We start from the raw sequence: 24,681 nt of genomic DNA on the forward strand, positions 1-24,681 counted from the left end.
TAAAAACAATGCAAGATATAAAACCTTACCTTGAAAAGGCCGAACAGTATCACGGGCACATTTGCAGCGGGCAGATTCTGGGCATCCGCATGACATTGATGGCGCTGAAAGCGCTTGGCATGTCGCCGCATGACGATATGCGCGATCTGGTTATCTTTCTGGAGACTGACCGCTGCGTTGCGGATGCTTCCTACGTGGTTACTGGCGTGACCGTGGGGCGCAGACGGGTCAAGATGTACAGCTACGGCAAAACAGCCATGTCGTTTCTGGATTTGAAAAGCGGCAAGGCCGTGCGGGTCAGCGTCATCACCTCTGACAGACCGCCCCACCATGCGGATAAAGCCGCCCAGCTCGCCTTTTGGGAAGGCTACGCCGACAGCGACATTTTTTCCTGCCAGCCTGTGAACATCACCATGCCGGAGGGCGAACTGCCCGGCCCACCAGCGCGCATTGCAACCTGCTGCGCCTGCGGCGAGGACGTGCTGGATTGCAAGGAAGTTGTGCAGGATGGCAAAACATACTGCCGGGCATGCCTCAACGGCGCATACTACAGCCCCATGGGAGGCAGCCATGCATAACCGCTGGCATTTGTATGACGAACTGGTTGATTCCGTTCCGTCAAAGGAGCTGGTTAAATCCTTTGTTTACGGCGATCACTGGCTGATGGTGGAATCAGACGCCGGGGGCGTGGGCATGGCCCAGCATTTCCCGACCATGCCGGGCGTGCAGGATCCCTCGCTCTCCCCGTATGAAATTGTCGGCCAGCCCTTGCGCAAGGTGGCCAAACGCCTAAAATCGTGGGATTTCAATCAGGCCTCCATCGGCCTTGCGGCCCTTAATGCAGCCAACAACACTCTGGCCCTGCGGCCCGAAAGCCCCATCCAGCCCGGTATAAACCGCATGCCCGGAGATGCCTTCAAATTTTTTCTTGCAGAGGCTACAGGTAAAAAAGTTGCGGTGATCGGGCATTTTCCCGGTTTGCGCATGCTGCGCCAGCACTGCGACATGTGCATTCTTGAGCGCAATCCACAGCCCGGCGACCTGCCCGACGCAGCAGCGGAATACGTTCTGTCGGAGCAGGATATTGTTTTTGTCACGGGCACAACATTCATCAATAAAACCATCACCCGCCTGCTGGAACTGACCCGGAAGGCCAAGGTTTTCATGGTCGGGCCAAGCACCCCCATGCATCCCCTGCTGTTCCGGCACGGTTTTGCTTCGCTTTCCGGCCTGGTGGTGGAAAATGCCGCAGGCATGGCCCGCGCCCTTAAAGACAACAACTGCGAGGCCATTTTTGCCAGCGGGGGCCTCAAGGTAAATCTGCTGCCCGGCGGTGCCCAGTGAATATTGAATCTTTTGAGAAGCTTTGGGTCGATTATCAGCCAGACCGCAAGGATGCGCAGGAGTTCTGGAACAAGCGCGCGCCCTCGTTCAACAAGCGCATTCGCCGCAAAACTGCGGACGAACACCGCCAGCGCCTGATGGAACACCTTGCGCGCAAGGCTGCCCTTGACCACAACAGCGCGGTGCTGGATATCGGCTGCGGCCCCGGCGCGCAAAGCCTTGAAATGGCCCCGCTGGTGGGCCGGGTGGAAGGCTTTGACCTTGCGCCCAACATGATTGATCTGGCAAAGGCCAATGCCGTTGAAGACAACTGCCCCAACGCCAGTTTTCGGGTTCTGGACTGGCAGGCGGCAGACATCGACAGCATGGGCTGGCGCAAACAATTCGATCTGGTTCTGGCATCGCGCACGCCAGCCATCAACAACCGCGCAACGCTGGAAAAGATGATTGCCGCCTCCAGCCGCGCCTGCTGCATGATCACGCATGTGGAAATGCGCCATTCTGTCAGGGATCAGCTCAAGAGCCTGCTCGACTGGGACGAACAAAAGGCCCGCATTGCCCGCAGTTTCTTCTGCGCTTTCAACATGCTGTTTCTGATGGGTTTTTATCCTGAGGTAGAATACTTTGACCGGGCGTGGGAAAGCGAAACGACCTTTGAGGATGCGGAACTGATGCACCTCAATTATTTCACCAGCATGATGACAATTTCTGACAGTCTGAAAGCCGAAATGCGCAAGAAACTGGCAAGCCTCTGCCGCGACGGGATTATTCAGGAAAGGGTGGAGTCAAAGCTGGCCGTCATGTTCTGGAAAATATAACCCTCCCGGCCCCACAGGCTGGGCTTTCTGCTATTTGAGGCTGAACTGAATGGGAACAACCACGCGGGCGGCCTGCGGCGGCGGCGCAAAGGGCGATGCCCGGTGCACGGCTTCCAGCGCTGATTCGTCCAGCGAATCAAAACCGCTGCTGGTGCGCAACTCCACATTTTGCGCGGATCCATCCCTGGTGATGGTAAAAGCCACATACACAAGCCCCTGAATGCCCATGCGCTTTGCTTGCGGGCTGTATTCCAGATATTTGCGGATGCGTTTTTTGATATATTCGTAATTGCCCTTAAGGTAGCCCCCGGCATCACCCTGCCCTTCACTTGCGGCCCCGTTGCCCTGACTGCTGCTGCCGCTGCCGCGCCCCGGCCCTGATCCCTCTGCCAAAGACATGCCCTGCCCTTGCAGTTTGCTCTGGTTTGCGCCGCTGCCAGCGCCAGGCTCTGCGCCTGAACTTGCGCCAGCAGTAGTGACAGACGGTTTCAGGTCGGCAACTTTGGCTGTCGTATTGTTGTCTGCCTGCTCCCGTTGCTGAACATTCTGTTCCTTGCGGGCCGTAGCTTTTGTAATTTTTTCAACCCTGGCGGGATGCGGTTTTTCCCTGGGTGAAGCATCGGCTGTTTTTTTTGCCACTGTTTTATCGGCAAGCCGGGGTATGGCAAGGGGAGATTGGGAATCCGCCACTGTGGATTCCGCGGGTTTTTCCTGCTCTTGGTGTGCGGGGCTTGTCTCTTTTTGAGCGGCTGCCGCCTCTGCGGCAGGTGCCGCCGCATCCGCCTGCGGCTCTGCATTCTGTTCCGTCTGGGCGCTGCCGCCGCCAGCTCCAGATGGCTCTCCGGCGGTGCCTGAACCGGGCTTGCCGTAAGTCAGGGTAATCACCACCCCGTCAAAATCGCCATTGCCCGTGGGCGGCAACAGGCTGCCCAAAAACCATATCATCCCCAGCACGGCAAGATGCGCCGCAAATGAGGCCGCAAAAAACCACGGGCCTCTGGTATGCGGCTTTGCGGGCGGCTCCTCAAGACAGGGAGCGGCAAAAATCTGCCTGTCGGCTGCGGATTCCATACTCATGGCGCATCCGGTTCTGTAAGGTGCATCCAGCGCTGGGCCCTGGGGGGCAGGTTGTACAGTTCCTTGATCTGAGGCGCGGTAACAGTAGTGGAAACCGGGCCATCCGCAACCACATGCCCCGCCTTGAGCAGTACGGCCCGTCCGCCCAGATACACCGCCTGTTCGGGATGGTGCGTGGTCAGCATGATCGCCGGCCCGGAGCCGGAAAGTTCGCCAATCAGCTCCAGCAAATGAAACTGGTTGCCGTAATCCAGCCCGGTAACTGGCTCATCCATGACCAAAGCAGAACACTCCTGACACAAGGCCCGCGCAATAAGTACAAGCTGCCGTTGCCCGCCGGATAGCTCCAGATAGGATTTGCGCGCGTAGCTTGCCATGCGCACCTGCTCCAGAGCGGTCATGGCCCTGTCCACATCCTCGGCAGAAAATCTGAGCCAGGGGCTACGGGCTGTGCGCCCCATAAGCACCACATCAAGAACCTGATAGGCAAAAACGCCCGTATGCATCTGGGGCACATAGGCCAGCGTGCGCGCAAGATCCCGCCGCGAAGTTTCTTCCTGCGGGCGACCTTCCAGAAAAACACTGCGGCGCGGCACGGGCAAAAATCCCAGAATGGCCCGGAGCAGCGTTGTTTTGCCGCAACCGTTGGGGCCAAGCACGTTCACCACTTCTCCCCGGCCCACGCGCAGAGAGACCTGCTGCAGCACAGGCGGGGCATCAAAATAGCCAAGGGTGAGGTCACGCACTTCAATCATAGCGTCTCTTCCAGTCGTACCACAGGCTAAAGGCAAACAGCGGCAGCAGGATGATCGAGGTGGCGATGCCCAGCGGCAATTCCACTGTCCAGATCGTGCGGATGAACGAATCCGTCAGCAGAATAAAAAGCGCGCCGCCCAGGGCTGAATTCAGCAGGCCAAGGCGATTGTCCGGCCCGCAGATAAAGCGCATCACGTGCGGAATGACAAGGCCAACCCAGTTGATGACGCCCGCCATGACAACTGTCAGCGAGCAGGCCAGCGTTGCCGCCGCAATCAGTTGCATCTTCATGCGCATGCTGTTCACGCCCAGAGCCATAGCTTCATCATCGCCCATGGAAAGCGCGTTCACGACTTTGCCGTTAAGGCAGATGAAGGCCAGCGCGCAGAGCATGAGCGGGGCCCCCCATGCAAGGTGGCGCGGCTCAGTGCGCGAAAGCGTGCCCATGAGCCAGAAAACAATTTCGGGCAACTGCCTGTTGGGGTCTGCCACGTACTGCACAAGCGAGGTCAGGGCCACAAAAAAGGAGCTGCTCACCATGCCGCCAATGAGCAGGGCAAGAAATCGCGCCTTTGGGTAGAGCATGGAAAAAAACAGGGCAAGGCCCACGCCCAGCGCGCCGCCAATAAAGGCTAGCACCTGTGTGGCCGCCATGGATGAAAAGGCCAGAATGCCCACGGCCCCGCCAAAAGCCGCCCCGTGCTGCACACCCAGAATACCGGGCGACACAAGCGGATTCTGAAACATGGCCTGGTACACGCTGCCAGATACCGCAAGGCTTGCACCCACCAGCAGAGCAGTGACAATGCGCGGCAGCCGCAGATTAAAAAACAGAAACAGCACCTGCTTTTGATCGGGGTTGAGCGTGTTTCCAGACCATGCATCGGCAAGCGCGCGGCAGAGCGCGCCCATGTCCAAAGGGTAGCGGCCCATGTGCAGCGAGAGCAGCACTGCGGCGACCAGCATCACCCCCAGCCAGAGCAAAATTTTTTCAGAACGTGCCATAAGGTTCAAAAAGCTCGTTTATCTGCGCATCGCTCAGATCCAGGTTAAAAAACAGTTTCATGAACCGGCGGCTTTCGGCCTTGATGTCCACTGCGTACAGATCTGGGTGCAGCAGATTTGCCAGCCATTGCACGCCCATAAGCCGCATATAGGTTGCGGGGCGCTCTATCCAGCTGAAGGGGCCGCGCGGGATAAAATACACCCTGCCCGCCTGCACCGCAGGCAAGGCCGACCATTGGGGGTCTGTACGTATGCGGCGCATAAGATTCGGGTGGAATACCAGCACCACATCCGGATTATAGGCCATGACCTGTTCAAACGTGACCTTGAGCTGGGCGTTTTCCGTGCCGGGCGGGCACATGTGCACACTGTCCGCGCCTGCGGCTTCAAGCACCTCTGAACGCTCGGAATCCTTACAGACCGAGGCAAGCCCGTTGGCCTCCAGCGCCACATACACGCGCGTGCGCCGTTCTGACGGCAGGTCTTTCATGGCCGCAGCCACCCGGTTCAGCGTTGCATCAGCATATGCGGCAAGGCTTTGCCCGCGCTGTTCGCGATTATACAGCCGCCCCATTGTCAGAAAGCAGGTCGCCATATCCTTCATGCTGCCGCCTTGGGCGGTGGATACCTTCATGCCGAGGCTGGTCAGGGTCTGCTCTATGGGCAAATGGTCGTGCATGCTCATGGAGAGGTAAAAGGCCTTTTTGATGCCGCTTGCCAGCAGCATTTCCCTGTCAGGAATAAACCCCTGCCCATACCAGCCGCCCAGGATGGGCAGGTCGTGATACTGTGGCGGAATAAATTTTTTTTCATAATCCCGCAGAGGGGTGTTCCATGCTGCAAGCAGCTCCGGCGCAAAGGCGTAAAGCGTGAAGGCCGAGGGCGGCGTGGGGCAATAAACGCTTCTGGCATCGCCGCTGACGGCAGGCGGCGCGCCCTCTGCCGCGCCTGCGCCAGTGCAAGGCAAAAAAGCTGCAAACATAAGCACTGCCCAAAACAGAAATGTACGGCGAATCTGCATGATATTGCCCCAGGTGGAGCCGCCTGCGGGCGGCCCCACCTATTAGGATTAACGTATTAGAATGTTGCGGTAACGCCCATAAAGAAGCTGCGGCCAGGCTCCGGATAATAGGCGCTGTAAGCATATTCCTGATCAAACATGTTCTTCACGCCAGCTTCCACGGAAAAGTTCTTGTTGATATCGTAAACGGCCTTGAGGTCCACGGTGGTGAAGCCGGGGGCCTTGCGGTAATACGTATCGTAAGGAGCACTGTTCCAGTAGAAGCCGCTGCTCATGTTGACCTGCGGAATGATTGAGAAGCCTTCCACAGGCGTGATGACGCTGTACAGGGTGCTTGTAAGCTCGGGCAACTGGGTAAGCTTGTCGTCGTTGGTGCAGTTGTTCCAGTGCATGTAGTTGAACACCGCTCCCACGCTCACATACTGGTTGAACACGGCTTCCGCGCCCAGTTCGTAACCGTAGAAGGTGGCCCGGTTCAGGTTTGAGAACGACATGTTGCCAGAAGTACCCTGCGAGGTGATCAGGTCTGTCACATCGCTGTAGTACACGCTGCTGTTGAGCTTGAGCCAGTCGCCAAAAATACCCTTGTAGCCCAGTTCATAATGATAGGCCTGCTCGGGGTTAAGATCGGGATTGGCAGGAATGCCGCTCGTGCGCATGTAGCGCTCGCGCATGGTGGCAAAGCGCGATTTTTTGGCAAAGGTGGCGAACACCTCATGGTGTTCCGTCAGGTCATAGAAGGCCCCAACCTGATAGTTGAACAGGGTCTTGGGGTCGCTCAGCCCGTCCTTGTAGGAATACATGTCGCCCGTGGTATGGTCGCGGCTCTCAAGGGTTTGCGGAACCATGGTGCTGAGGCTGCTGCCGAAAACCAGAGTGAGCTTGTCCACTGGTTTGAGGGTGTATTCCGCGCCCAGATCCGTGTAGGTTTCCGTAATGTGCTCATCCAGCTGCGAACCCACATCAGCGGCCTTTTTCTTGAGCTTCGGTTTCAGGCCAGTGTCGTCAAACACGCTGTAGTCATTGTATTCTTTGTGCGAAAGAAGGCGATAACCAGCGGAAAGGGCGATCTTGTTGGCGGGGTTGAAAGTATAGTCAAACGTCAACTGGCCGCCGGTGGTAAACTGGTCATACGTCTTGTCCGCAGAATCCCGCCTGGTCATGGACACGTCGGTGTAGCTTTTTGAAGTGTCCTGATGCCAGTCGTAATAGGCAACAGCCTTCAGGTGCGCCTTGCTGCTGAGATTGAAATTGCCATTGGCATACACGCGGCTGGTTTCATACTCCGGCCATTCCCAAAAGCGCTTGTAAGGATAGGTGGTTGAGTCGCCCGTACGGGTCTGGGCGGCATCAAAGGGCTGTCCCTTCTGAAAGTGCTGCCGCGTGTAGCCCACCATGACATCCACATCGTCGTTTGGCGTCCAGCCGCCAATGATGTTGCCAGAGAGGGTCTGATTGTCCGAGTTGCGCGCGCGGCTGCCCGGCTGATAGGGCGCGGAGTCAAAACTGGCCGGATAGGTGAAGAAGTTCTGGTTATTGAATATGAACGTTCCCTTGAGGTAGTAGAGATCCTGCTTGGTTCCCACGCTTGCCGCAGCCATTTGACCCTGATTCTGCACGTTGCGGTCAAAAAAATTCATGTACTTGGCGGTGGCTTCAAACTCTTTTTTGGGTTTTGCCGTACGCAGGTTCACCGCACCCGCAAGGTTGTTGTTGCTGATCAATAAAGGCGAGCTGTAGCCCTTGGAGACTTCGATGGATTCAAGGCCATAGGTCAGGATGTTGTTGGCATCCCATTCGTTGCGATAAGCGGTTGCAACGGGGATGTCGTCAATGTACAGGCCTACCTGATAGCGGTTGGAGCCACGAATGCTGATGGTTCCCTCATTGCGGCCTGCGGAAGTTTGCAGGTTCACGCCTTCCACGCCGCGCAGGGCTTCCCAGAGGTTTCTGGCGGTTTTCCGCTCTATGTCCACCTGGGTGATGTGGTCGATGGTGTCCTTGGAAGCTGCCATTTCCAGGGGAGAAAGTTGAACTTCGCCATTACCTTCATTACCGGCGGATGCAGCACACGGGCTGCCTATGATCCCCAATAAAGCCATTACCGCCGCATGCCTGTGCCACTGTTTCATTGTGCCTCCAGATTTGAATCGTCTTCCCTGCCCTCTTCCTGCCAATTATTTAAAACCGCTTCTGATAATTAATATTTTATTGTGTAAACAACCGATTGAAGAGGAGCAACGGTGGCACGATATATTGGGAACCGTGATTATTGGTGAAGCTTTGGGAAGCGATCTCTTTAAATTTCAGATGGCAAGAGGTAATTCACTGAACTTGCTGCTAAAAAAACAGAAAAGCGCACGGATCCTTAGTCTTCCGCAACGGACGCAGGTTTCAATAAATTCTGGATGAGGAAAAGATGAAAAAATGTTCTGGCAACCGCGCAAAATTGGGATTGATGCTGCGGTGTTTCTGCACTGGGGGATAGCGCAATCGCACGCGCGCATATGGTAGAGAGGAAGAAAGATAATTATAATATTGCAAATCGATAGGCTAATTAATATACATAGCTTCATTTATTTGATTACAACAAATCTTTGACGGCCTCTCTGCCAAGGGCTATGTTTTACCAATGAATAAAGACAACCTTCCCGTAATTCGGCCCTGTATAAAATGCGGCAAATTCCCCAAGCTTCAAACATCCAGACCTGAAGGCAGAACCCACGACATCTTTCGCCTCTATTGCGACTGCGGAAACTGCCCCTTACAATGGTCAGTCAGCGAATCTGCCGCCATCCGGCTCTGGAATTCCTACGTGGCATCCTGAGCATGCCTGCTTTGCCAGCCCGCCTTTTCTTATTCCCATACCCTGCTGCATGCGGCGCTGGTTCGCCTTACCCTGCGGCACATCACCCGCCAGCCCCTGGATACCTTGACCGGAAGACCAATGCTGGCGCCCCTGTGCGCAGAAAAATAAACCTGTCACCCGCAAGCAGGAGTAGTTATGAACACCCCTGATAATGGTTTGCAGCGTGTACTGGCAGCCCCTCAAGATGACCTGGAAACTGTCTGGAAACGCTTGCTGAACGCCATCGAGAGTGCGAAAATCCCTGTTTTTTCCATAGTGGATCACAAACAGAATGCCGTTGAGGCAGGCCTTGATATGACTGGCGCGCGCGTGATCACCTTTGGCAATCCGGCAGTGGGCACAGCCCTCATGCTTGAAGCCCCGGACGCGGCCCTTGATCTGCCCCTGCGCATCTTGGCGGTGGAAACGCCGCAAGGGGTTTGCCTGCTCTGGAATGATCCCGCATGGATTGCGAGCCGCCACGGGATTGTTAAAAACGCCGACGTTGCGCAAAAAATGCAGAAATTGATGGAACGGCTTGCCCGTGAGGCGGCTCAACATCAGGCTGGGGCTGGCGGACAGTAGAAAATTGTTTTGGCGGGCAAGCCATAAAAAAGGCGGGCCGGAAATATCCCGGCTCGCCTCACAAGTATTTGCGCTAAAGAAAGGCGCTATTTTGTGCTGACAGACAATTCCTGCCCAGTAACCCCGCAGTAGACAAGAAAGAGCTCCACTCCCTCATCGCCCGTATATCCATAGTGCGGCTTATTGACCATTTCCGCCAGAAAGTCCCCCTGCTTCAACTGCCGCTCCAGACCGTCCGCCTCGCTTTTTACTGTCAGCGCGCCCGCATGCACATAGGCAATGTTCGGCATGGGATGGGTGTGGCTGCCAAGACGCGAATTGGGAGGAATCACAATTTTTACAATCTTGATGTCCGCATCCCCGGCTGGGTATGCGCCATAGGGCGTTCCATCCCATGAGCGATCGGCTTCAAACAGCACCGTTTTGGTCACGCTCGTGGATGGGGCCACTGCGGCAACAGCCTGACCCAGCTCAAACAGCACCGCGCCTCTGCCGCCCGCCCAAAAACCGGCAGCAAAAATGACAATGCCTGCGGTTATTGCAAGGGCGTAACTTTTTTTGAACATAGACATCTCCTGCACGGCACCGCTTCGTAAAAATTGGGGGAACATCTCCGCGAATTAGAACGCCCGCGCGCGCCACTATGCCAGATCAGCCTGCGTTTTGCCCCGCCGCAGCCAGCGCAAAATGGTTGCAAACATCTGATCCGGTTCCACTGGCTTGGCAATAAAGTCGTCCATTCCCGCTGCAAAGCAGCGGTCGCGATCTTCATTAAATGCATTGGCCGTCATGGCAATGATTGGCAGGTGCTGAGCGGACGGCATCTTTCTCAGCTCGCGGGTTGCCTCCAGGCCATCCATATTGGGCATCTGCATATCCATCAGCACCAGAGCATAGTGGTCTGGGTCGGTCTGGCGCACCATGGCAAGGGCTTCCAGCCCGTCACGCGCGACCTCTACTTCAAGCAGGGCCTCTGCCAGTGTTTCTGTTGCAACAATCATGTTTATTTCATTATCTTCCACAAGCAAAACACGGCTGCCTGCAAAATTTACAGAAATTTCCTGACAGGCATTCTTGACCTGTTCCCTGGCCTTAACAAGGCTGGCGTCTTCTACCTTGTCAAAAACTGCCGTAAACCAGAAAGTGCTGCCCTGTCCCAATGTGCTGTGGGCCCCGGCCTGCCCGCCCATAAGTTCTGCCAGTTTTCTGGTAATGGCCAGGCCCAGGCCTGTGCCGCCAAACCGTTTGGACATGGAAGAATCAGCCTGCTCAAAGGGAGCAAACAGGTTTGGCAGTTGCACCTCGGCAAAGCCTATGCCGGTATCTGTCACCTCAAAGCGGAGCCTCACGTGCGATTCCATTTCCGCGTCCTTCAAGGTACGGATGGTAACACTGCCCGAGTGCGTAAACTTGATGGCATTGCTCACCAGATTGAGCAGGGCCTGCGTGACGCGCAAGGCATCGCCATTGAGCGCGCAGGGCATGGAATCAGACTCCACATGCAGTTGTATGCCCTTGGCAGACGCGCTTTCTGCCATGATTGACACCACGTTGTTGGAGATAGCCCTTATATCCATCGGTTCGGCAACAATAACCAGCTTGCCGGCTTCGATCTTTGAAAAATCAAGGATATCATTGATAAGGCGGAGAAGATGCCTGCCTGATGCCTGAACGCGCTCCAGCTTTTCCGTTGTATCCTTATCCTGCGTTCTTTTCCTCAAAAGGTGGGCAAGCCCGATTATGGCGTTCAAGGGTGTGCGGATTTCGTGGCTCATGCTCGCCAGAAAGATACTCTTGGCGGCATTGGCAGCTTCGGCCTGCTCGCGGGACAGGGTCATCTGGGCCATTGCCAGACGTTCATTTGTAATGTCGTCAATAACAGACACTATCCCCTTGGAGTGGTCAGCCGGATCAACCGCCGTGCCCGTCATGCGAGCCCAAAAACGGGTTCCGTCACGGCGCACCAGTTCTTCTTCCCTGCAATAAGTTTCACCGTTCCATATCCGCTCATAAGGGATTTTGCCCGCATCAAGGTAGGCCTCGTTGTCTACATACCATACCCTTACGGACTTGCCGATCATCTCGCCCTCAGGCCAGCCAAACATTTCGTGCATTCTGCGGTTACCGCGAATGATTGTACGGTCGGCGATCAGCGCTATGCCGGAGCTGGCGCAGTCGTATATGGTCTGCAACACAGCCGTGCGCGCGGCAAGCTCCGCAGACCGGCTGGCAACCTGCGCCTCCAGTTGGTCGTTAAGTGCGGCAGTGGCCTGCTCTGCCCTTTTGCGTTTTTGATTCTGTATTGCCAGAGCAATGGACAATGCAGACAAAATGGCAATGGCTGCCGCTGCGGCGGTCACCGAATTGCGGTATTCGCTCCAAATGGTTCGCGGGCGGTTCAATATTACAGAATCTGGGGGTAACTTGGTGGTGTCGGCCCCCCAACGCAACAACTGAACCCAGTCAAACATGGGCTGCGGCAGCACTGCGGCATCTGTATTGTCGGCATCAATTTTGCGGATTCCGGTCAGAAACTCAAAACCGACCTTGCCTACTTGCCGCCCAACCTCTGTGGTCATTACAACAGATCCCCCCGTTGCGCCCTGGAGGACATGCGCATCATAGAGGGCCAGTACTGGCGCGTTTGCCAGCCTGGCAACATCGGCGGCCACTTCTGCGGGAACAAAACTGTGCCCGGTGCTGTCCTTATAATAGGTTCCAAGCAAGACAAGGGTATTGGGGGGCAATGAGGAAACCCGCTCAAGCATTTCCCCGTAGGACAATGCCGCAGTATCCTCCATCTTAATATTTTCCGGCAATGCGGCCAGGGCCGAAACCACCTGAGTATGGAACAACGACTGTTTTTTGTATGCTCCGGCAACTACAACCAGATTGCGCGTTTGCGGGAAAAGATCGAGCCCGTAGCGGAGCGTCCCGGCAATATCCCATCGGCTGCCCACATACAAAACAGAGTGCGGACGACCGCGCCACAATACCGCAGGATTGGATATCTGGGTTGCCAGAACCGGCACATCAAGCGGCACCATGCCAGCGCACTCATATGCAAAAAATTCCAGAGCAGCCTGGTTTTGCACTACCACCAGCCCAATGTCTGCCCGGGCGATCTTTTCCTGCAATACGGATGCAAGCCTGGAGCGCCAATAGGTGCTGTCGTTGCGTACAAGGTCGAGCATTTCAACGTAGATATCGCTGAAACTCAGGCCTTTTTTCCTGAGGACTTCAACTGTTCCGGCGGCCATGTTGTCTGTAACAGGCAGGCCATATTGCGATCCTGAAAGAATGAGTACGGACTTGTGCTCAGATGTTTGCGGCTTGCCCGTTTGCATTTTCGGCTGCATGCCCTGCGCATTGTCCGTAGCAGCGCTTGCCGCGAGAGTGAAAAAACTGGCATCAGAATCCAGCAACATGGCGCAAAATATTGTAGCCAGCCACATTGCAGCAATGCGCAGGATAGATGGACGATAAAAACTGCTCTTCGGCATTTTCACAATTGTCAGCAGTGATTGCATCTATTCACCCCTGCATCGCAAGCCCATTTATAAAACGAGGAATCTGCGTAAGGGTGCCTGCCGTGCGCGCTGCGCACCTCGTGGCTTCTGATTAAATCTTGTATTTTACATTAAGTGCATCCAATGCTGAAGTCCAGCCACCGCAGGTTGTGTGATTCTTATGACTAAACTTTTTATTCTGATATTATAGCGTGTTAATATGTTTAATTTTTCAATAACTGTGCATGCCTCAATAGCATCCATTGATGATTCCCCAATAAAAATAGGCTGTTATTCTTTCTTAATCCGCCATTCGGTTACGGAATAAAATCAGCATGGTATGCTCTGAGAATTATCAGTCTGGCACCCGGCATCTGCCATGCTTATCATCTATGACAAAAGTTACAAAAATTAATTAAAATATATTGAATATTTTTGTTATTTAGATAACAATTTATTCATGGAAAGATATTACTGATGTTCGTATGGAAATTTCAACTTTATTTTCAGAGGTTTCTTCTGGAGACGCCCACGCGACCTGCGCGGTTCTATCCTGCCTGTTTTTTGGCTGGACCATCGGGTCACACTACACCGAAGCCATGCTTGGCATGGCCTATGGGGTTGGCGTTATAAAGTCACCCCGGCTTGCCTGTCTGCTGGGGCGAGCGGACTTAAGACGCTGAACAAAAAGGCACTGACTGAAATCGTCTTTTCATGATTCTTTACTTCCCCTCTGGCCAGTATCGTTCCGTATGCCCTGTACAAAGTGCTGAGCGCAGTTTTGGGCACCCATTAAGCCCACAGATTCTCTGAACGCACGAGGAAGTTATGGTGCTTAAATTCTTGGGCAAAAAAACAGCCACACCTGCCGTAACCTTTGTTGTCTTGATGGGCATAGTCAGCCTGTTTGCCGATATGACCCATGAGGGAGCCCGAAGCATTTACGGCTCCTACCTCCCCCTTCTTGGGGCTTCTGCCACTGCAATCGGCTTTGTTTCCGGCTTTGGCGAGCTTGTGGGCTATTCGCTCCGGCTGTTTACGGGCATCATAGCCAACAAGACAAAATGCTACTGGGGCATGACCCTGCTGGGGTATGGCGTCAATGTTGTCGCCATTCCCTTTCTGGCGCTGGTTCCAGAAAATGGCTGGATGCTGGCTTGTATCCTGATTGTGTCCGAGAGAGCAGGCAAGGCCATACGGCAACCGGCAAAAAATACGCTTCTGTCTTTTGCCGCCACTCAGGTTGGTGTGGGCAAGGCCTTTGCCCTGCAAGAATTCCTTGACCAGATGGGCGCATTTTTAGGGCCTGTGCTGCTTTTTTGTGTGTTGTGGTTCAAAGGCGGTGAAGACACGCTTGAGTCTTACGCGCTGTGTTTTGCAGTTCTGGGGATTCCGGCGGTAGCCACCATGTGCTGGCTTTTTTGGGCAAAGCAATGCTTCCCTACCCCTGAACTTTTTGAAAAAACAACAGCCAATGGGGCAGTGAACAAAAAAAGCTCCTTTATCCTCTACCTTGTGGCAATTTCATTGTTTGCGTTTGGGTTCATTGATTTTCCCATCGTCACAATGCATGCCGCAAAGCAGAATATTTTTTCTGTAAGCTCATTACCTTTGCTGTACGCGTGGGCGATGATCGTGGACGCCTTTGCAGCCTTGGTGTTTGGAGCGCTCTATGATAAAATTCAATTCAAAGCGCTGCTTGTGTCGGGAATTATCTCGGCCTTTTCTGCCGTATTCATTTTTTCCATAAGCTCCTTCTGGGGCATTGCCATCGGGGTTACGCTCTGGGGCATAGGCATGGGCGCGCAGGAATCAATTCTCAAGGCGGCTGTAGTGGGCTTAACCTCCAAGGAAAACCGTTCGGCCAGCTTTGGTTTTTTTGAATCCTGTTTTGGGGTCAGCTGGTTTATGGGCAGCTGGTTTATGGGCTGGCTTTACGATTTCAACCCTCACGGCCTGGTTATTTGCTCGGTAACGGCGCAATTGCTGGCGCTGCCCCTGTATGCCCGCATTCACAGCGACAAGGCCACAGCGAAGCCTGAGGCGGCATAGCGCTTACAACTTGCCAACGAAACGACATTTAACATACTGTGACACAGCACTATGCGTTTCCTCTTCTTCTCGTACACCCTGCCGACCAAGGCGGCCAAAGGCCGTGTACAGGTTTGGCGGCAATTGAAAAAAACCGGGGCCATAAGCTACCGTGGACTATGGGTTATTCCTTTCAACAAAGAGCGAATCCCTTTGCTGGAGGAACTGGCAGCACTGGTGCTTTCTCTTGAGGGGGAATCCCTGGTATTTGAAGGAAAGCTTTTGAACGATGCCGACGAGGGCCGTGTTCTGGACAACCTGGGAGAGGCCTCGCGCCTTGAATACACGGAGCTTTTAGATAAGTGCGCTGACTATCTGAAAGAAATAGAAAAGGAGACCGCTGCCGAGAATTTTATCTTTGCAGAGGTCGAAGAAAACGAAGAAGAACTGGAAAAGCTGAAAAACTGGTTCAAAAAAATTCAAAAGCGCCAGATTGTGGAAATACCTGAAAAAGAGCAGGCCATCACCGCAATTGCCAAATGCGAAGAAGTGTTTGAACAGTTTTCGGCAGTTGCTTATGAGCGGGCTGATAAAGCCTAAAACAAACCGATGCCAGCCCGATTGCATCCATGCTTGACTTTTGGGTTGGTTGGAACAAAGTAAAAATTAGGGGATGGAGTTCCCCTTGAACCGCATTCGCTGATGACTCCTGCCAGGCACTGAACGCGTTGGCAAATTTTTGGATAACCACGCTACAGGTGGTTATCCTTTTTTTGTCCTGTTACCATTGTGAGGCCCGTCATGGACTATGGCATTAAAACGGTGCAAGCGTCAGAAATTCTTGATTCACGGGGCAATCCCACTCTTGAGGTGGAAGTTACAACCAACTGTGGAGTGAGATCTCTGGCTTCTGTTCCCTCTGGGGCAAGCACTGGCACCAGAGAAGCTGTGGAACTGAGGGACAAAGACACTGCGCGTTTTGGCGGCAAAGGTGTTTTGCGGGCAATAAACCACGTCAACAAAGAGATTAGACACGCCGTCACCGGGCTGGATTGTAGAAATCAAAGGCTGATCGACAACACACTTATCAGCCTGGACGGCACGCCAAACAAATCAAAGCTTGGTGCAAACGCCACCTTGGGTGTGTCCATGGCTGTATGCCGCCTGGCTGCCAATGCCTCCAACCTGCCGCTTTACGCCTATATTGGGGGCGCAGCAGCCACGCTGCTCCCTGTCCCATGCATGAATATTATCAACGGGGGCGTGCATGCCCGCTGGCAAGGAGCAGATTTTCAGGAATTCATGATCGCGCCGCAGGGCGCCCCCAGCATTAGCGAGGCAATACGCTGGGGCAGCGAAGTGTACCACGCTCTGCGGGCGGTGTTGCTTGAACGCGACCTTTCCGCCGGTGTTGGCGACGAGGGCGGGTTTGCACCCGCTGTTTCTTCCAATCGTCAACCGCTGGAACTTATTGTTCAAGCCATTCAGAGGGCTGGCTACACCCCCGGCAAAGATGTTGCCATCTGCATGGACCCCGCTTCGAGCGAATTCTACAAGGACGGCCGCTACCACCTGCGCACAGAAGGGCGGGAACTGACCTCCGCAGAAATGACCGAGTATTACGCGACACTTATTGACGAGTTTCCAGTTGTGCTGCTTGAGGACGGGCTGGCCGAAGATGACTGGTCGGGCTGGACGCTGCTGCAAGCCAGACTGGGCGGCAAGGTCGAGATTGTGGGCGATGACCTGTTTGTAACCAATATTCAGTATATCAGGCGCGGTATTGATGAAAAACTGGCTAATGCGGCGCTGATCAAGCTGAACCAGATCGGCACGGTCAGCGAAACCATTGATGCCGTGCGCCTGTGCCAGCGCAATGCATGGGGAGCCTTTGTTTCCCATAGAAGCGGCGAAACAACAGACACCTTTATTGCTGATATGACAGTTGGCCTTGGCACTGGTCACTTAAAAACCGGTGCGCCCTGCCGTGGCGAGCGGGTTGAAAAATACAACCAGCTGATGCGGATTGAACGGAGCCTTGGTGAAACAGCTGTCTATGCAGGGTCTAAAGCGTTTATCGCCAGCGGCTCACCCAAATAACATTCAGCCAAGGGCATGCCGTAAAATGTGCGCGGTCTTTTCTGCTCAAATTTCCAGGGCTTTTAGGGCAAGACACATCAGCCAACAGGGCTAAAGCCATTGATGGTTTTTGATCTTGCCGCTTTTGCACAGGCATGCGTTATATTCATCTTCTTTGTGATGCAGCAAGCCCTTATCAGAATGTCATCAGCGAACTCAGGGAAGATATCAAATCCCGTCCAGGGGCATCCCTGCCTCTGGACGGGACCATTGGGTCATTGGAAAAATTAAAATCAGTCTGGCGTGTCCTTGGGCGAGGCAGCATATACCTCAATTTATCTTGTATTCCGCGCCGGAAAGTTGAGGCGGCGTATTTTTAGGCCCCTAAGGCCCTCTGGGAAAGGGCAAGCACTTAAGCTGCCATGCATAAAATAAAACTGGGGCTGTTGCCCAAGGCGGCTGGATTCATATTGCCCCCCCCACATAAAAGAGCATCGCCTCAAAAGAGATTAAAAATATATGATGAGCAGGTATGATTCTATTGATACGCTTAAAAGCAAGAAACAGAGCACAGTTTACAATGAGAACGCTGAGATTTTCTGCTATATAAAAATGTTATAGGCACATCAAATCATTACTATTCCCATAGTTACATTAGAATAAAAAATAAATTATAAATTCAATATATAAACAATAATTCGATTTTATTACACAACACAACTCCTCTGGATTATGTTTTTGAGTTTGATGCCGCTATTGAAAATCACAACACATCTACAGATGTGCTTCTTTGTAAAATTCGTCCGGTTTGAGAATAAAGATTTCATCGCTGTTCTTGTCAAAAGAAAACAAACCACGCTCCTGCGCCTGCCGCATAACCTTATACAGGGTGATGCGGTGCATGCCGAGCAGGTCAGCCATATCACGGTAAGAAATATCGCGTTTGGCGCGTAGCGGTTCTGAGCCGGGCACAATCCGCGAAGCCAAAAATTTACAAATGCGTGTAAGATGCGATTCCATACATAATGAAACAGCATTTTTTGATAACAATGTAACTTTTACGCTATAGCTTTTACAAAGATTAAAAAGGAGTTCAGGGTGTTGCATACCCAGACGATGCACGTCTTCCCTGGTAAATGTGCAGATATAGCAATCTTCTGAACAGTCATGAAAAAACCGCACCTCACCCTGCCCGGAGGGTATATTTTTATCCCCGTCCATAAACATTGGTGTTTCATTAAAACATGAACCATCGCCAAGGTACCAGAGCGATTTTTCACTTCCATCAGGGGCCAAAGCCATGAGGCGAACCCTGCCGCTTACCAGAAAGTACATTTCTGGCTGATTGTCATAAAATTTATGCCCCTTACGAAACAGACGCGGCTTTGTCAGTGCCACGCTTCGCCAACACTCATTTTGTCTGAGCAATTCAGTAAATGACACGTCAGCCCCCTGGGAAAGCGGTGAACTCAAGGCGTTAAGCGGAATTCCGGCTTATACCATTCCAGAGTTCCACATCATGTTTTGGAACCTACCGTACCCTTTTTGTGAATTATGTTGCAAGGACAACGTTTTGGCCATTTATCTTGTGGCAGCATTCCAGCGTACACGGTCAACGGCCTCAGGTCATTGACCAACCATCGTGAGACTTTCACTTCGGCATTGCGTGTTGTTGCACTGCTTGCCGGAAAGCCTTCAACGGTTCAATGTAAGCACATTCAGCCCATCCGAGGAGGTTGTCATGGGACACCCGACTATCTATCCCACAGGCGTAACTGTCTATAACCCGGAAAAAGCCTGGAGTGGATTCACCATCATCCAGGCGCCGGACAACGGCGCTTTGCTGCTTGGAATGAACGGTCATGAAATCCGCATGTGGAAGGACGTTCACGGCTTTCCCAACAAGATGTTCCCCGGCGGCATGCTCATGGGCAGCACCGGCACCCGCCACCCCAAGCACGGGCTTCAGGATCAGCTTGATCTTGTGCAGATAGACTGGGACGGGAAAATCGTATGGAAGTTCGACCGCGCCGAATTTGTCGAAGATCCCGGCCAGAAGGCTCAGTGGATGGCGCGCCAGCACCACGATTTTCAGCGTGAAGGCAGCTCCACTGGCTATTACGCCCCCGGCCAGGAACCCAAGATTGATTCCGGCAACACTCTTGTGCTTTGCCACAAAAACACTGTGCAGCCCTACATCAGCGACAAAACGCTGGTTGACGACGTGATTTACGAAGTCACCTGGGACGGCGACATTGTGTGGGAATGGAACTGCTCTGACCATGCGGAAGAAATGGGCTTCACCGAGGCTGCACTCAACGCCATGTGCCGCGACCCCAACTACCGTGGTGGCACCCTTATGGAAGACGCCCCCGGTGTGGGCGACTGGATGCACGTCAACTCCATGTCCACCCTTGGTCCAAACAAATGGTTTGAAGCTGGCGATGCCCGCTTCCACCCCGACAACATCATCATTGATGGCCGGGAAACCAATATTATTCTCATTCTGGACAAAAAAACTGGCAAGATTGTCTGGCAGCTTGGCCCGGACTATGACCGCAGCCCTGAAGACAAGGCCATTGGCTGGATCATTGGTCAGCACCACGCGCACATGATCCCCCGTGGCCTGCCCGGCGAGGGCAATATTCTGGTATACGACAACGGCGGCTGGGGCGGATACGGCAACCCCAATCCCGGCGCGCCCAAGGGCGTCAAGGCTGCCCAGCGCGACTACTCCCGCGTGCTCGAAATAGACCCCGTGGCCCGCAAGATTGTGTGGCAGTACACGCCGCACGAAGCAGGCTTCCTCGTGCCTCTGGACGCCAGCCGTTTTTACAGCCCCTTCATCAGCTCTGCCCAGCGCCTGCCCAACGGCAACACGCTTATTTGCGAAGGTTCTGATGGCCGCGTTTTTGAAGTGACGGCAGAACACGAAATCGTGTGGGAATACATCTGCCCTTACAAGGGGCACATCAGCCTGCCCATGAACTGGGTGTACCGCGCCTATCGCCTGCCCTATTCCTGGGTGCCGCAGGCTGACGTGCCGGAAGAAAAAGCCATTGAACCTCTGGAAGTCAAAACCTTCCGCGTACCCGGCGCGGCCCAGTTTGGGCCTATGTCTGAAGTCAAGGTTGAAGGCACCATCGGGTACTACAGCGGCGCAGGGCACTGCGTTGCCGCCACGGAATAAAAAACTGTCCGCCATACCTTCCTTGCAGGGGCTCCGTCTTCGGGCGGGGCCTCTGTCCGTTTATGGATGCCCCCCCGCTCAAAGCCTGTTCCTCATGATGCAGACAAGTGCCTCTTGCAGAATGAGGACACCTCCCACGCGGGGTCAACATCACCGGAAAGCCAGCTTCCCTCCCTAATTTCAGATCAGGAGGCAGCCCGCAACAACGCAGGACAAGGCAAAAATTTTAAGGAAGCCCCCCACAACAAATCTTACCCTCACGAATTTTCGCCATAAAAAAGGCGGGAGAGCAAGCTCCCCCGCCACATCAGCCCAAGGGCTGCAAAAAATCAGAACTGATAACGGAAGGTCAGCGAAACCCGCCAGTTATCCCGATACTGCGAATCTTCCACTCCACGCCACGTGCTGCCGTCAAGATGCAGGTTCACATAGGCAGCTTCAACATTCATCAGCAGGTTGTCGTAAATCTTGTAGGTATTGGACACGCTGCCTTCCCAGGCATGGTCGGTGGTGGTGAGGTAGGCCATGGGGCCATCGGCCCTGCTGGGATAACTCGTCATATTGGCCTTGCGGGGCATTTCCGCACTGTTGGTGCCATGAAAATACGCAAGCTTGAAGGTGTGGGTAAGGTCGTCAATAAAGCTGACATCCTTGATGGTGCCCACAACGCCAGCCAGACCGCCGGGGTTGTGCCCGAGGACCTTCCATGTATTGAGATCAAAGAAACCGCCGCCAAAACCCAGGGGCGTGACCGGCCAGGGAGAGTTGAACACAGGCAAGCGTTCCGAACCGTTATAGGGGTTGCTGTCGTCGCCGCTGCCGTACCAGGCGGTGATGCCCGGGACGCCCCAGTCACATTTGTAATCCACACGCAAGGCCGCGTACCAACCCTGACGCACGAGATCAAAGGTCTTGGTCTGTCCCGTGGAGCTGAACTGGGTGTAATCTTTCAACTCACCCATATCCACGCGGCCATACGTGAACTCCGCCGCGATATCAAAAGGCTCGAAAGCCGTGACGTCAGAGGTCAGGCCGCCCCAGAAGCCATTACCCCAGGTATTGTTTGCGTTGCGGTATTTTTTTTCAAACGTGCTGAAGTAATTGCCGCCGCTGCCAAGCACAGGCATAAGCCCGCCGCGCGGGGCGTAAATGGCAGGTTCGCGCTGGTCGGTATTGTTGTTGATGCCGCGCAGGCTGTTCTCGCCAATGAGGCCGTACATGCCCCAAGGGGTTATTTTCAGGCCGTTGCCGGTGATCGGCAAGGTCAGCGCCAGCAGATCAAGGTTATCAAGGTAGTTTTTCTGCGTCTGCCCGTTTTGCGTAATTTCAGAATTGTCGTTATAAGGCCGCGCCCAGAAGCCCGTCAGCCCCATCTTGTAATCCCCGCTGCTCACCAGAGGAGAACTGACGGTTACACCGGTGGAATACTGACCATATACCGCACTCCAGCCAGTCACATAACCGGGCAGAAGCTGCGGCTGCATACCCATGCGCACCTTTATATCAGTCCTGGGCACGAGCCAGTCAATGTACGCATGCCGGACGCCAAGATTCTTTGAACTGTCCGCTCCAAGAGATGCACCATCGCCGGATTTGCCCCAATTCATGGTGCCGGTGCCTACGGTGAACATCAGGCTGCCGGACACGTTTTCGCTGGCAATTGCGTCTATCTGGGTGCGCAGGCGCTCGATGGCGCCGAAGGTGTCGCTCCCCTTAATCCCGCGCGGCATGACATTGGATGCTTCAAAGCTTACATCAAATGCCCCCTTGACCTTGAAATCAACCGCCTCGGCCGCTTCCGGCGCAAGCAGCAAGCCCCCGGCAAGCAACACTCCCAGTACGTTGTTGCGAACAGCTTTCATCATTCCTCCTGTGCAAGTTGGTGCAACCATACAGAAACCTCTTCCAGTAATGCTCTGTAATGGCGCTTTCCGGGGGCCTGCACCGTTGCCGCAACAACGTTTTTTGAAAAAAGTTTATTTTTTCACAATCAACAGGCATCACCTCTCAAAAATTACTTAACATGCTATTTAAAAAGAATATTTTTATAAATGTGAAAAAAATATTCAGAAAAGGTTGCCGTAACAACGTCACCAGCACCACTGCTAGCCTAGGTTTTTGAACCAATACGGCAGTGGATGATTTTTTTCACAAAAAATGCAAAATGGCAGACAATGAAAAGGAGAGGCGCAATGCAGGATTCGCCGCGCATCAGCAATAACTACTTTGACGGCCTTGCTGTTACAGGACGCCACAAGGCTGTGTTCTTTATCATCATGGTCGCATACTTCTGCGAACAGATGGATAACTGGAACTTCGGCTTTATTGCCCCGGCGCTGATGCACAACTGGGGGCTGACCATGAAGGACATCGGAACCGTGACCTTCTGGTATTTTGCCTCCATGACCCTCGGCGGATTTGTCGGCGGATTTATCTCGGACATCATCGGACGGCGCAAAACCTTCCTCATTGCCATCACTCTGTTTTCCACTGCCTCCATCATCAACGGCCTCACAGACAGCTTCCACGTATTTGTGGCATCACGCGCCCTGACGGGCTTTGGCGTGTCCTGCCTCATGGTGTGTTCGCAAGCCTATATTGCAGAGATGGCTCCTGCTGAAAGCCGCGGCAAATGGCAAAACATGATCGCTGGCGTTGGTTTTTGCGCCGTGCCGGTCGTGGGCATGCTCTGCCGCCTGATCATTCCCCTGCACGAAGAAGCCTGGCGCTACATCTTCTATATGGGCGGCGTTGGCTACATCGCTCTCATCATCGCCTGGCGCTACCTTGATGAATCCCCCCGCTGGCTCGTGGCCCGTGGCCGCATTGCAGAAGCGGAAGCCGTCATGAAAGACCTTACCGGCAGGGATGTTGACCTTGCCGATGCGGCCAGCAAATGTCTGACCAGCAAGCCCCCGCTCAAGGAAGTGCTGCTCGGCATGTGCAGTTCCAAGTATCTCAAGCGCACTCTGGTTATTTTTATGCTGGTGGTTTGCACCAACCCCGCCACCTTTGTGGTCACCAACTGGACTGCCACTCTGCTCAAGGCCCACGGTTTCCCGCTTGAAGATACACTTATGGCCACCACGCTCATTTCCATTGGCGTACCGCTCGGGCTGTTTGCCTCCAGCGCCTTTACCGACAAGGGCGGACGCAAAATACCCATTGTCATCATGCTGATTGTGATGGCCGTGCTGGCCCCCATCTTCGGCAATTTAAGCCAATACTGGGTAGTGGTACTTACCGGCGCAGTGCTTACGGCCTTTGTGATGGGCATGGGTTTCACCGTATTTTCCTACACGGCGGAATCCTACCCCACCCACCTTCGCAACACCGCCACGGGTTTCCACTCCTCAATTGGCCGTCTGGCCGTTGCTTTCTCACAACCTCTCATTCCTGTTGTCTATGCAGCATACAGCTTTGACGGAGTGTTTTATATTTTCAGCATGCTGTGCATCATCCCCGCCATTGTCGTTGGCGTATGGGGTGCGCGCACGGGTGGCAAGTCGCTCGAAGACATTGCCTAACCTCCGGCTAAAACAGGAATTTACGCATCTGCATTCACGGTTTTTCGTAACAGGAGGCTCACATGGGCATAACCCTTTATACAGCGCCGGACTGCATCCGCTGCAAGATTGTCAAAGCCTTTCTTGCCGAACGCGGGCTTGCATACGACACCATAGATTTCAAGGCTGACGCGCAGGAATTCAACACGTTCTATCGCACAAACCGCAAGGCCATTTACCGCAATCCTGAAGGGGTGGAATTCCCCCTGTTCTCCGATGGCGAGGTCATCAAGCAGGGTTCCGGCGAAATCATCGCCTACCTGCTCTCGGGCCACACGCTGGAGGCCTGCGTAACCCGCAGCAACATGCTCCACGGCAAAATTGCGGGCCTTTACCCTTCGCAATGCCCTGCCGGGCAGGAAGATAATTTTGCGGTTCTTGTTGATCGCCTGGCTGCTGGCGGCTTGCAGGTCTGGTTGCAGACCGATGGCCGCAAGCCGGAGCTGCTGGAAAAGCTGCTGAAGATCAAGGATGTGCACGTAGTCTGCAATCTTGTGGGCGGCCCTGAGGCAAGCACAAAAATTTTTGGCGGCGCGCCCAGCAAGGAAGAACTGGCAAAAACCATAGCCCTTGTGCAGGCCACGCCCGATGGCTCGGTGCGCTTTCTGGCCATGCCGCTTCCCGCTGGCGATGGCTGGGACTGGCCCAAGAGGGAAGATGCCGCAGCGGCGGCAAAACTGGTGGCCGAGGCATGCGGTCAGCCCACCATGCCCTACAGCATCACCGCCGTCACGGCAGATATGGTATGGGACATGCGCGGGCTTGAGCCCCTGCCGGAGCAGAACCTGCTCATGTACCGCTCCGCCTCGCGCCAGCACCTGTTCAAGGCAGACATCGTTAAATAGGGGGGCG

19 protein-coding genes and 1 riboswitch are annotated in these 24,681 nt (G+C 54.1%); of the genes, 10 read left to right on the forward strand and 9 right to left on the reverse strand.

Features of this window, described 5'->3' with window-relative positions:
* Positions 1–8 precede the first annotated feature (8 nt).
* From ACUZ9Q_RS09270 to ACUZ9Q_RS09280, 3 genes are read left to right on the forward strand one after another with little or no spacing between them, the layout of a single operon-like run.
* Positions 9–578 carry an FmdE family protein gene (locus ACUZ9Q_RS09270; RefSeq protein WP_449247737.1) on the forward strand — a complete coding sequence of 190 codons (570 nt, stop codon included), beginning with the start codon at positions 9–11 and terminating at the stop codon, positions 576–578.
* Positions 571–1,344 (forward strand): Rossmann-like domain-containing protein, encoded by a 774-nt coding sequence (locus ACUZ9Q_RS09275; protein WP_449247738.1) that lies wholly within the window; start codon positions 571–573, stop codon positions 1,342–1,344. Before ACUZ9Q_RS09270 ends, ACUZ9Q_RS09275 begins: the two co-directional genes overlap by 8 nt.
* Positions 1,341–2,162 (forward strand): class I SAM-dependent DNA methyltransferase, encoded by an 822-nt coding sequence (locus tag ACUZ9Q_RS09280; protein WP_449247739.1) that lies wholly within the window; start codon positions 1,341–1,343, stop codon positions 2,160–2,162. The genes ACUZ9Q_RS09275 and ACUZ9Q_RS09280 overlap by 4 nt, the downstream gene beginning before the upstream one ends.
* A 30-nt stretch (positions 2,163–2,192) precedes the next feature.
* On the opposite strand, the gene ACUZ9Q_RS09285 is transcribed toward ACUZ9Q_RS09280, so the two are convergent.
* The 5 genes from ACUZ9Q_RS09285 to ACUZ9Q_RS09305 are packed head-to-tail and all read right to left on the reverse strand — an operon-like array spanning position 2,193 to position 8,153.
* Positions 2,193–3,239: an energy transducer TonB gene (locus tag ACUZ9Q_RS09285; protein WP_449247740.1), complete on the reverse strand. Its 1,047-nt coding sequence runs from the start codon at positions 3,237–3,239 to the stop codon at positions 2,193–2,195.
* Positions 3,236–3,994, reverse strand: a complete 759-nt coding sequence (locus ACUZ9Q_RS09290) for an ABC transporter ATP-binding protein (protein ID WP_192113028.1) — start codon at positions 3,992–3,994, stop codon at positions 3,236–3,238. Before ACUZ9Q_RS09290 ends, ACUZ9Q_RS09285 begins: the two co-directional genes overlap by 4 nt.
* Positions 3,987–5,000: a FecCD family ABC transporter permease gene (locus tag ACUZ9Q_RS09295; RefSeq protein WP_215647430.1), complete on the reverse strand. Its 1,014-nt coding sequence runs from the start codon at positions 4,998–5,000 to the stop codon at positions 3,987–3,989. Before ACUZ9Q_RS09295 ends, ACUZ9Q_RS09290 begins: the two co-directional genes overlap by 8 nt.
* Positions 4,987–6,021 (reverse strand): ABC transporter substrate-binding protein, encoded by a 1,035-nt coding sequence (locus ACUZ9Q_RS09300; protein WP_449247741.1) that lies wholly within the window; start codon positions 6,019–6,021, stop codon positions 4,987–4,989. Before ACUZ9Q_RS09300 ends, ACUZ9Q_RS09295 begins: the two co-directional genes overlap by 14 nt.
* A 56-nt stretch (positions 6,022–6,077) precedes the next feature.
* Positions 6,078–8,153: a TonB-dependent receptor gene (locus ACUZ9Q_RS09305; RefSeq protein WP_449247742.1), complete on the reverse strand. Its 2,076-nt coding sequence runs from the start codon at positions 8,151–8,153 to the stop codon at positions 6,078–6,080.
* A gap of 872 nt (positions 8,154–9,025) precedes the next feature.
* Between ACUZ9Q_RS09305 and ACUZ9Q_RS09310 the strand changes: the two genes are divergently transcribed.
* Complete coding sequence (locus ACUZ9Q_RS09310) at positions 9,026–9,454, forward strand: DUF302 domain-containing protein (protein WP_227119271.1); 429 nt, start codon at positions 9,026–9,028, stop codon at positions 9,452–9,454.
* Positions 9,455–9,540: 86 nt separating this feature from the next.
* On the opposite strand, the gene ACUZ9Q_RS09315 is transcribed toward ACUZ9Q_RS09310, so the two are convergent.
* The gene (locus tag ACUZ9Q_RS09315) at positions 9,541–10,020 is read right to left on the reverse strand and encodes a cupin domain-containing protein (protein ID WP_192113023.1); all 480 of its coding nucleotides are present in this window, start codon (positions 10,018–10,020) and stop codon (positions 9,541–9,543) included.
* A gap of 75 nt (positions 10,021–10,095) precedes the next feature.
* A complete protein-coding gene (locus ACUZ9Q_RS09320; protein ID WP_449247743.1) occupies positions 10,096–12,984 on the reverse strand; it encodes an ATP-binding protein in 2,889 nt (962 codons plus the stop codon).
* Between the two features lie 807 nt (positions 12,985–13,791).
* Here ACUZ9Q_RS09320 and ACUZ9Q_RS09325 point away from each other — a divergent pair.
* From ACUZ9Q_RS09325 to eno, 3 genes are all read left to right on the forward strand, one after another.
* Positions 13,792–15,015 (forward strand): MFS transporter, encoded by a 1,224-nt coding sequence (locus tag ACUZ9Q_RS09325; RefSeq protein WP_225529991.1) that lies wholly within the window; start codon positions 13,792–13,794, stop codon positions 15,013–15,015.
* 51 nt (positions 15,016–15,066) lie between these two features.
* Positions 15,067–15,594, forward strand: a complete 528-nt coding sequence (locus ACUZ9Q_RS09330; RefSeq protein WP_192113021.1) for a Chromate resistance protein ChrB — start codon at positions 15,067–15,069, stop codon at positions 15,592–15,594.
* Between the two features lie 60 nt (positions 15,595–15,654).
* Positions 15,655–15,713: riboswitch (Fluoride riboswitch) on the forward strand.
* Positions 15,714–15,795: 82 nt separating this feature from the next.
* Positions 15,796–17,094, forward strand: coding sequence for a phosphopyruvate hydratase (gene eno / locus ACUZ9Q_RS09335; RefSeq protein ID WP_215647437.1), 1,299 nt, complete (start codon positions 15,796–15,798; stop codon positions 17,092–17,094).
* 753 nt (positions 17,095–17,847) lie between these two features.
* On the opposite strand, the gene ACUZ9Q_RS09340 is transcribed toward eno, so the two are convergent.
* A complete protein-coding gene (locus ACUZ9Q_RS09340; RefSeq protein WP_192113019.1) occupies positions 17,848–18,516 on the reverse strand; it encodes a Crp/Fnr family transcriptional regulator in 669 nt (222 codons plus the stop codon).
* Between the two features lie 298 nt (positions 18,517–18,814).
* On the opposite strand from ACUZ9Q_RS09340, the gene ACUZ9Q_RS09345 reads away from it, so the two are divergent.
* The gene (locus ACUZ9Q_RS09345; protein ID WP_449247744.1) at positions 18,815–20,263 is read left to right on the forward strand and encodes an aryl-sulfate sulfotransferase; all 1,449 of its coding nucleotides are present in this window, start codon (positions 18,815–18,817) and stop codon (positions 20,261–20,263) included.
* Between the two features lie 329 nt (positions 20,264–20,592).
* On the opposite strand, the gene ACUZ9Q_RS09350 is transcribed toward ACUZ9Q_RS09345, so the two are convergent.
* Positions 20,593–22,125: an outer membrane homotrimeric porin gene (locus ACUZ9Q_RS09350; RefSeq protein ID WP_297145028.1), complete on the reverse strand. Its 1,533-nt coding sequence runs from the start codon at positions 22,123–22,125 to the stop codon at positions 20,593–20,595.
* Positions 22,126–22,455: 330 nt separating this feature from the next.
* Here ACUZ9Q_RS09350 and ACUZ9Q_RS09355 point away from each other — a divergent pair, with 330 nt between their 5' ends.
* Both ACUZ9Q_RS09355 and ACUZ9Q_RS09360 read left to right on the forward strand, forming a co-directional pair.
* Complete coding sequence (locus tag ACUZ9Q_RS09355) at positions 22,456–23,790, forward strand: MFS transporter (RefSeq protein ID WP_449247745.1); 1,335 nt, start codon at positions 22,456–22,458, stop codon at positions 23,788–23,790.
* Positions 23,791–23,852: 62 nt separating this feature from the next.
* Complete coding sequence (locus tag ACUZ9Q_RS09360) at positions 23,853–24,674, forward strand: glutaredoxin family protein (RefSeq protein WP_449247746.1); 822 nt, start codon at positions 23,853–23,855, stop codon at positions 24,672–24,674.
* Positions 24,675–24,681 lie beyond the last annotated feature (7 nt).

The sequence above is a fragment of the Desulfovibrio desulfopostgatei genome (assembly GCF_053570645.1).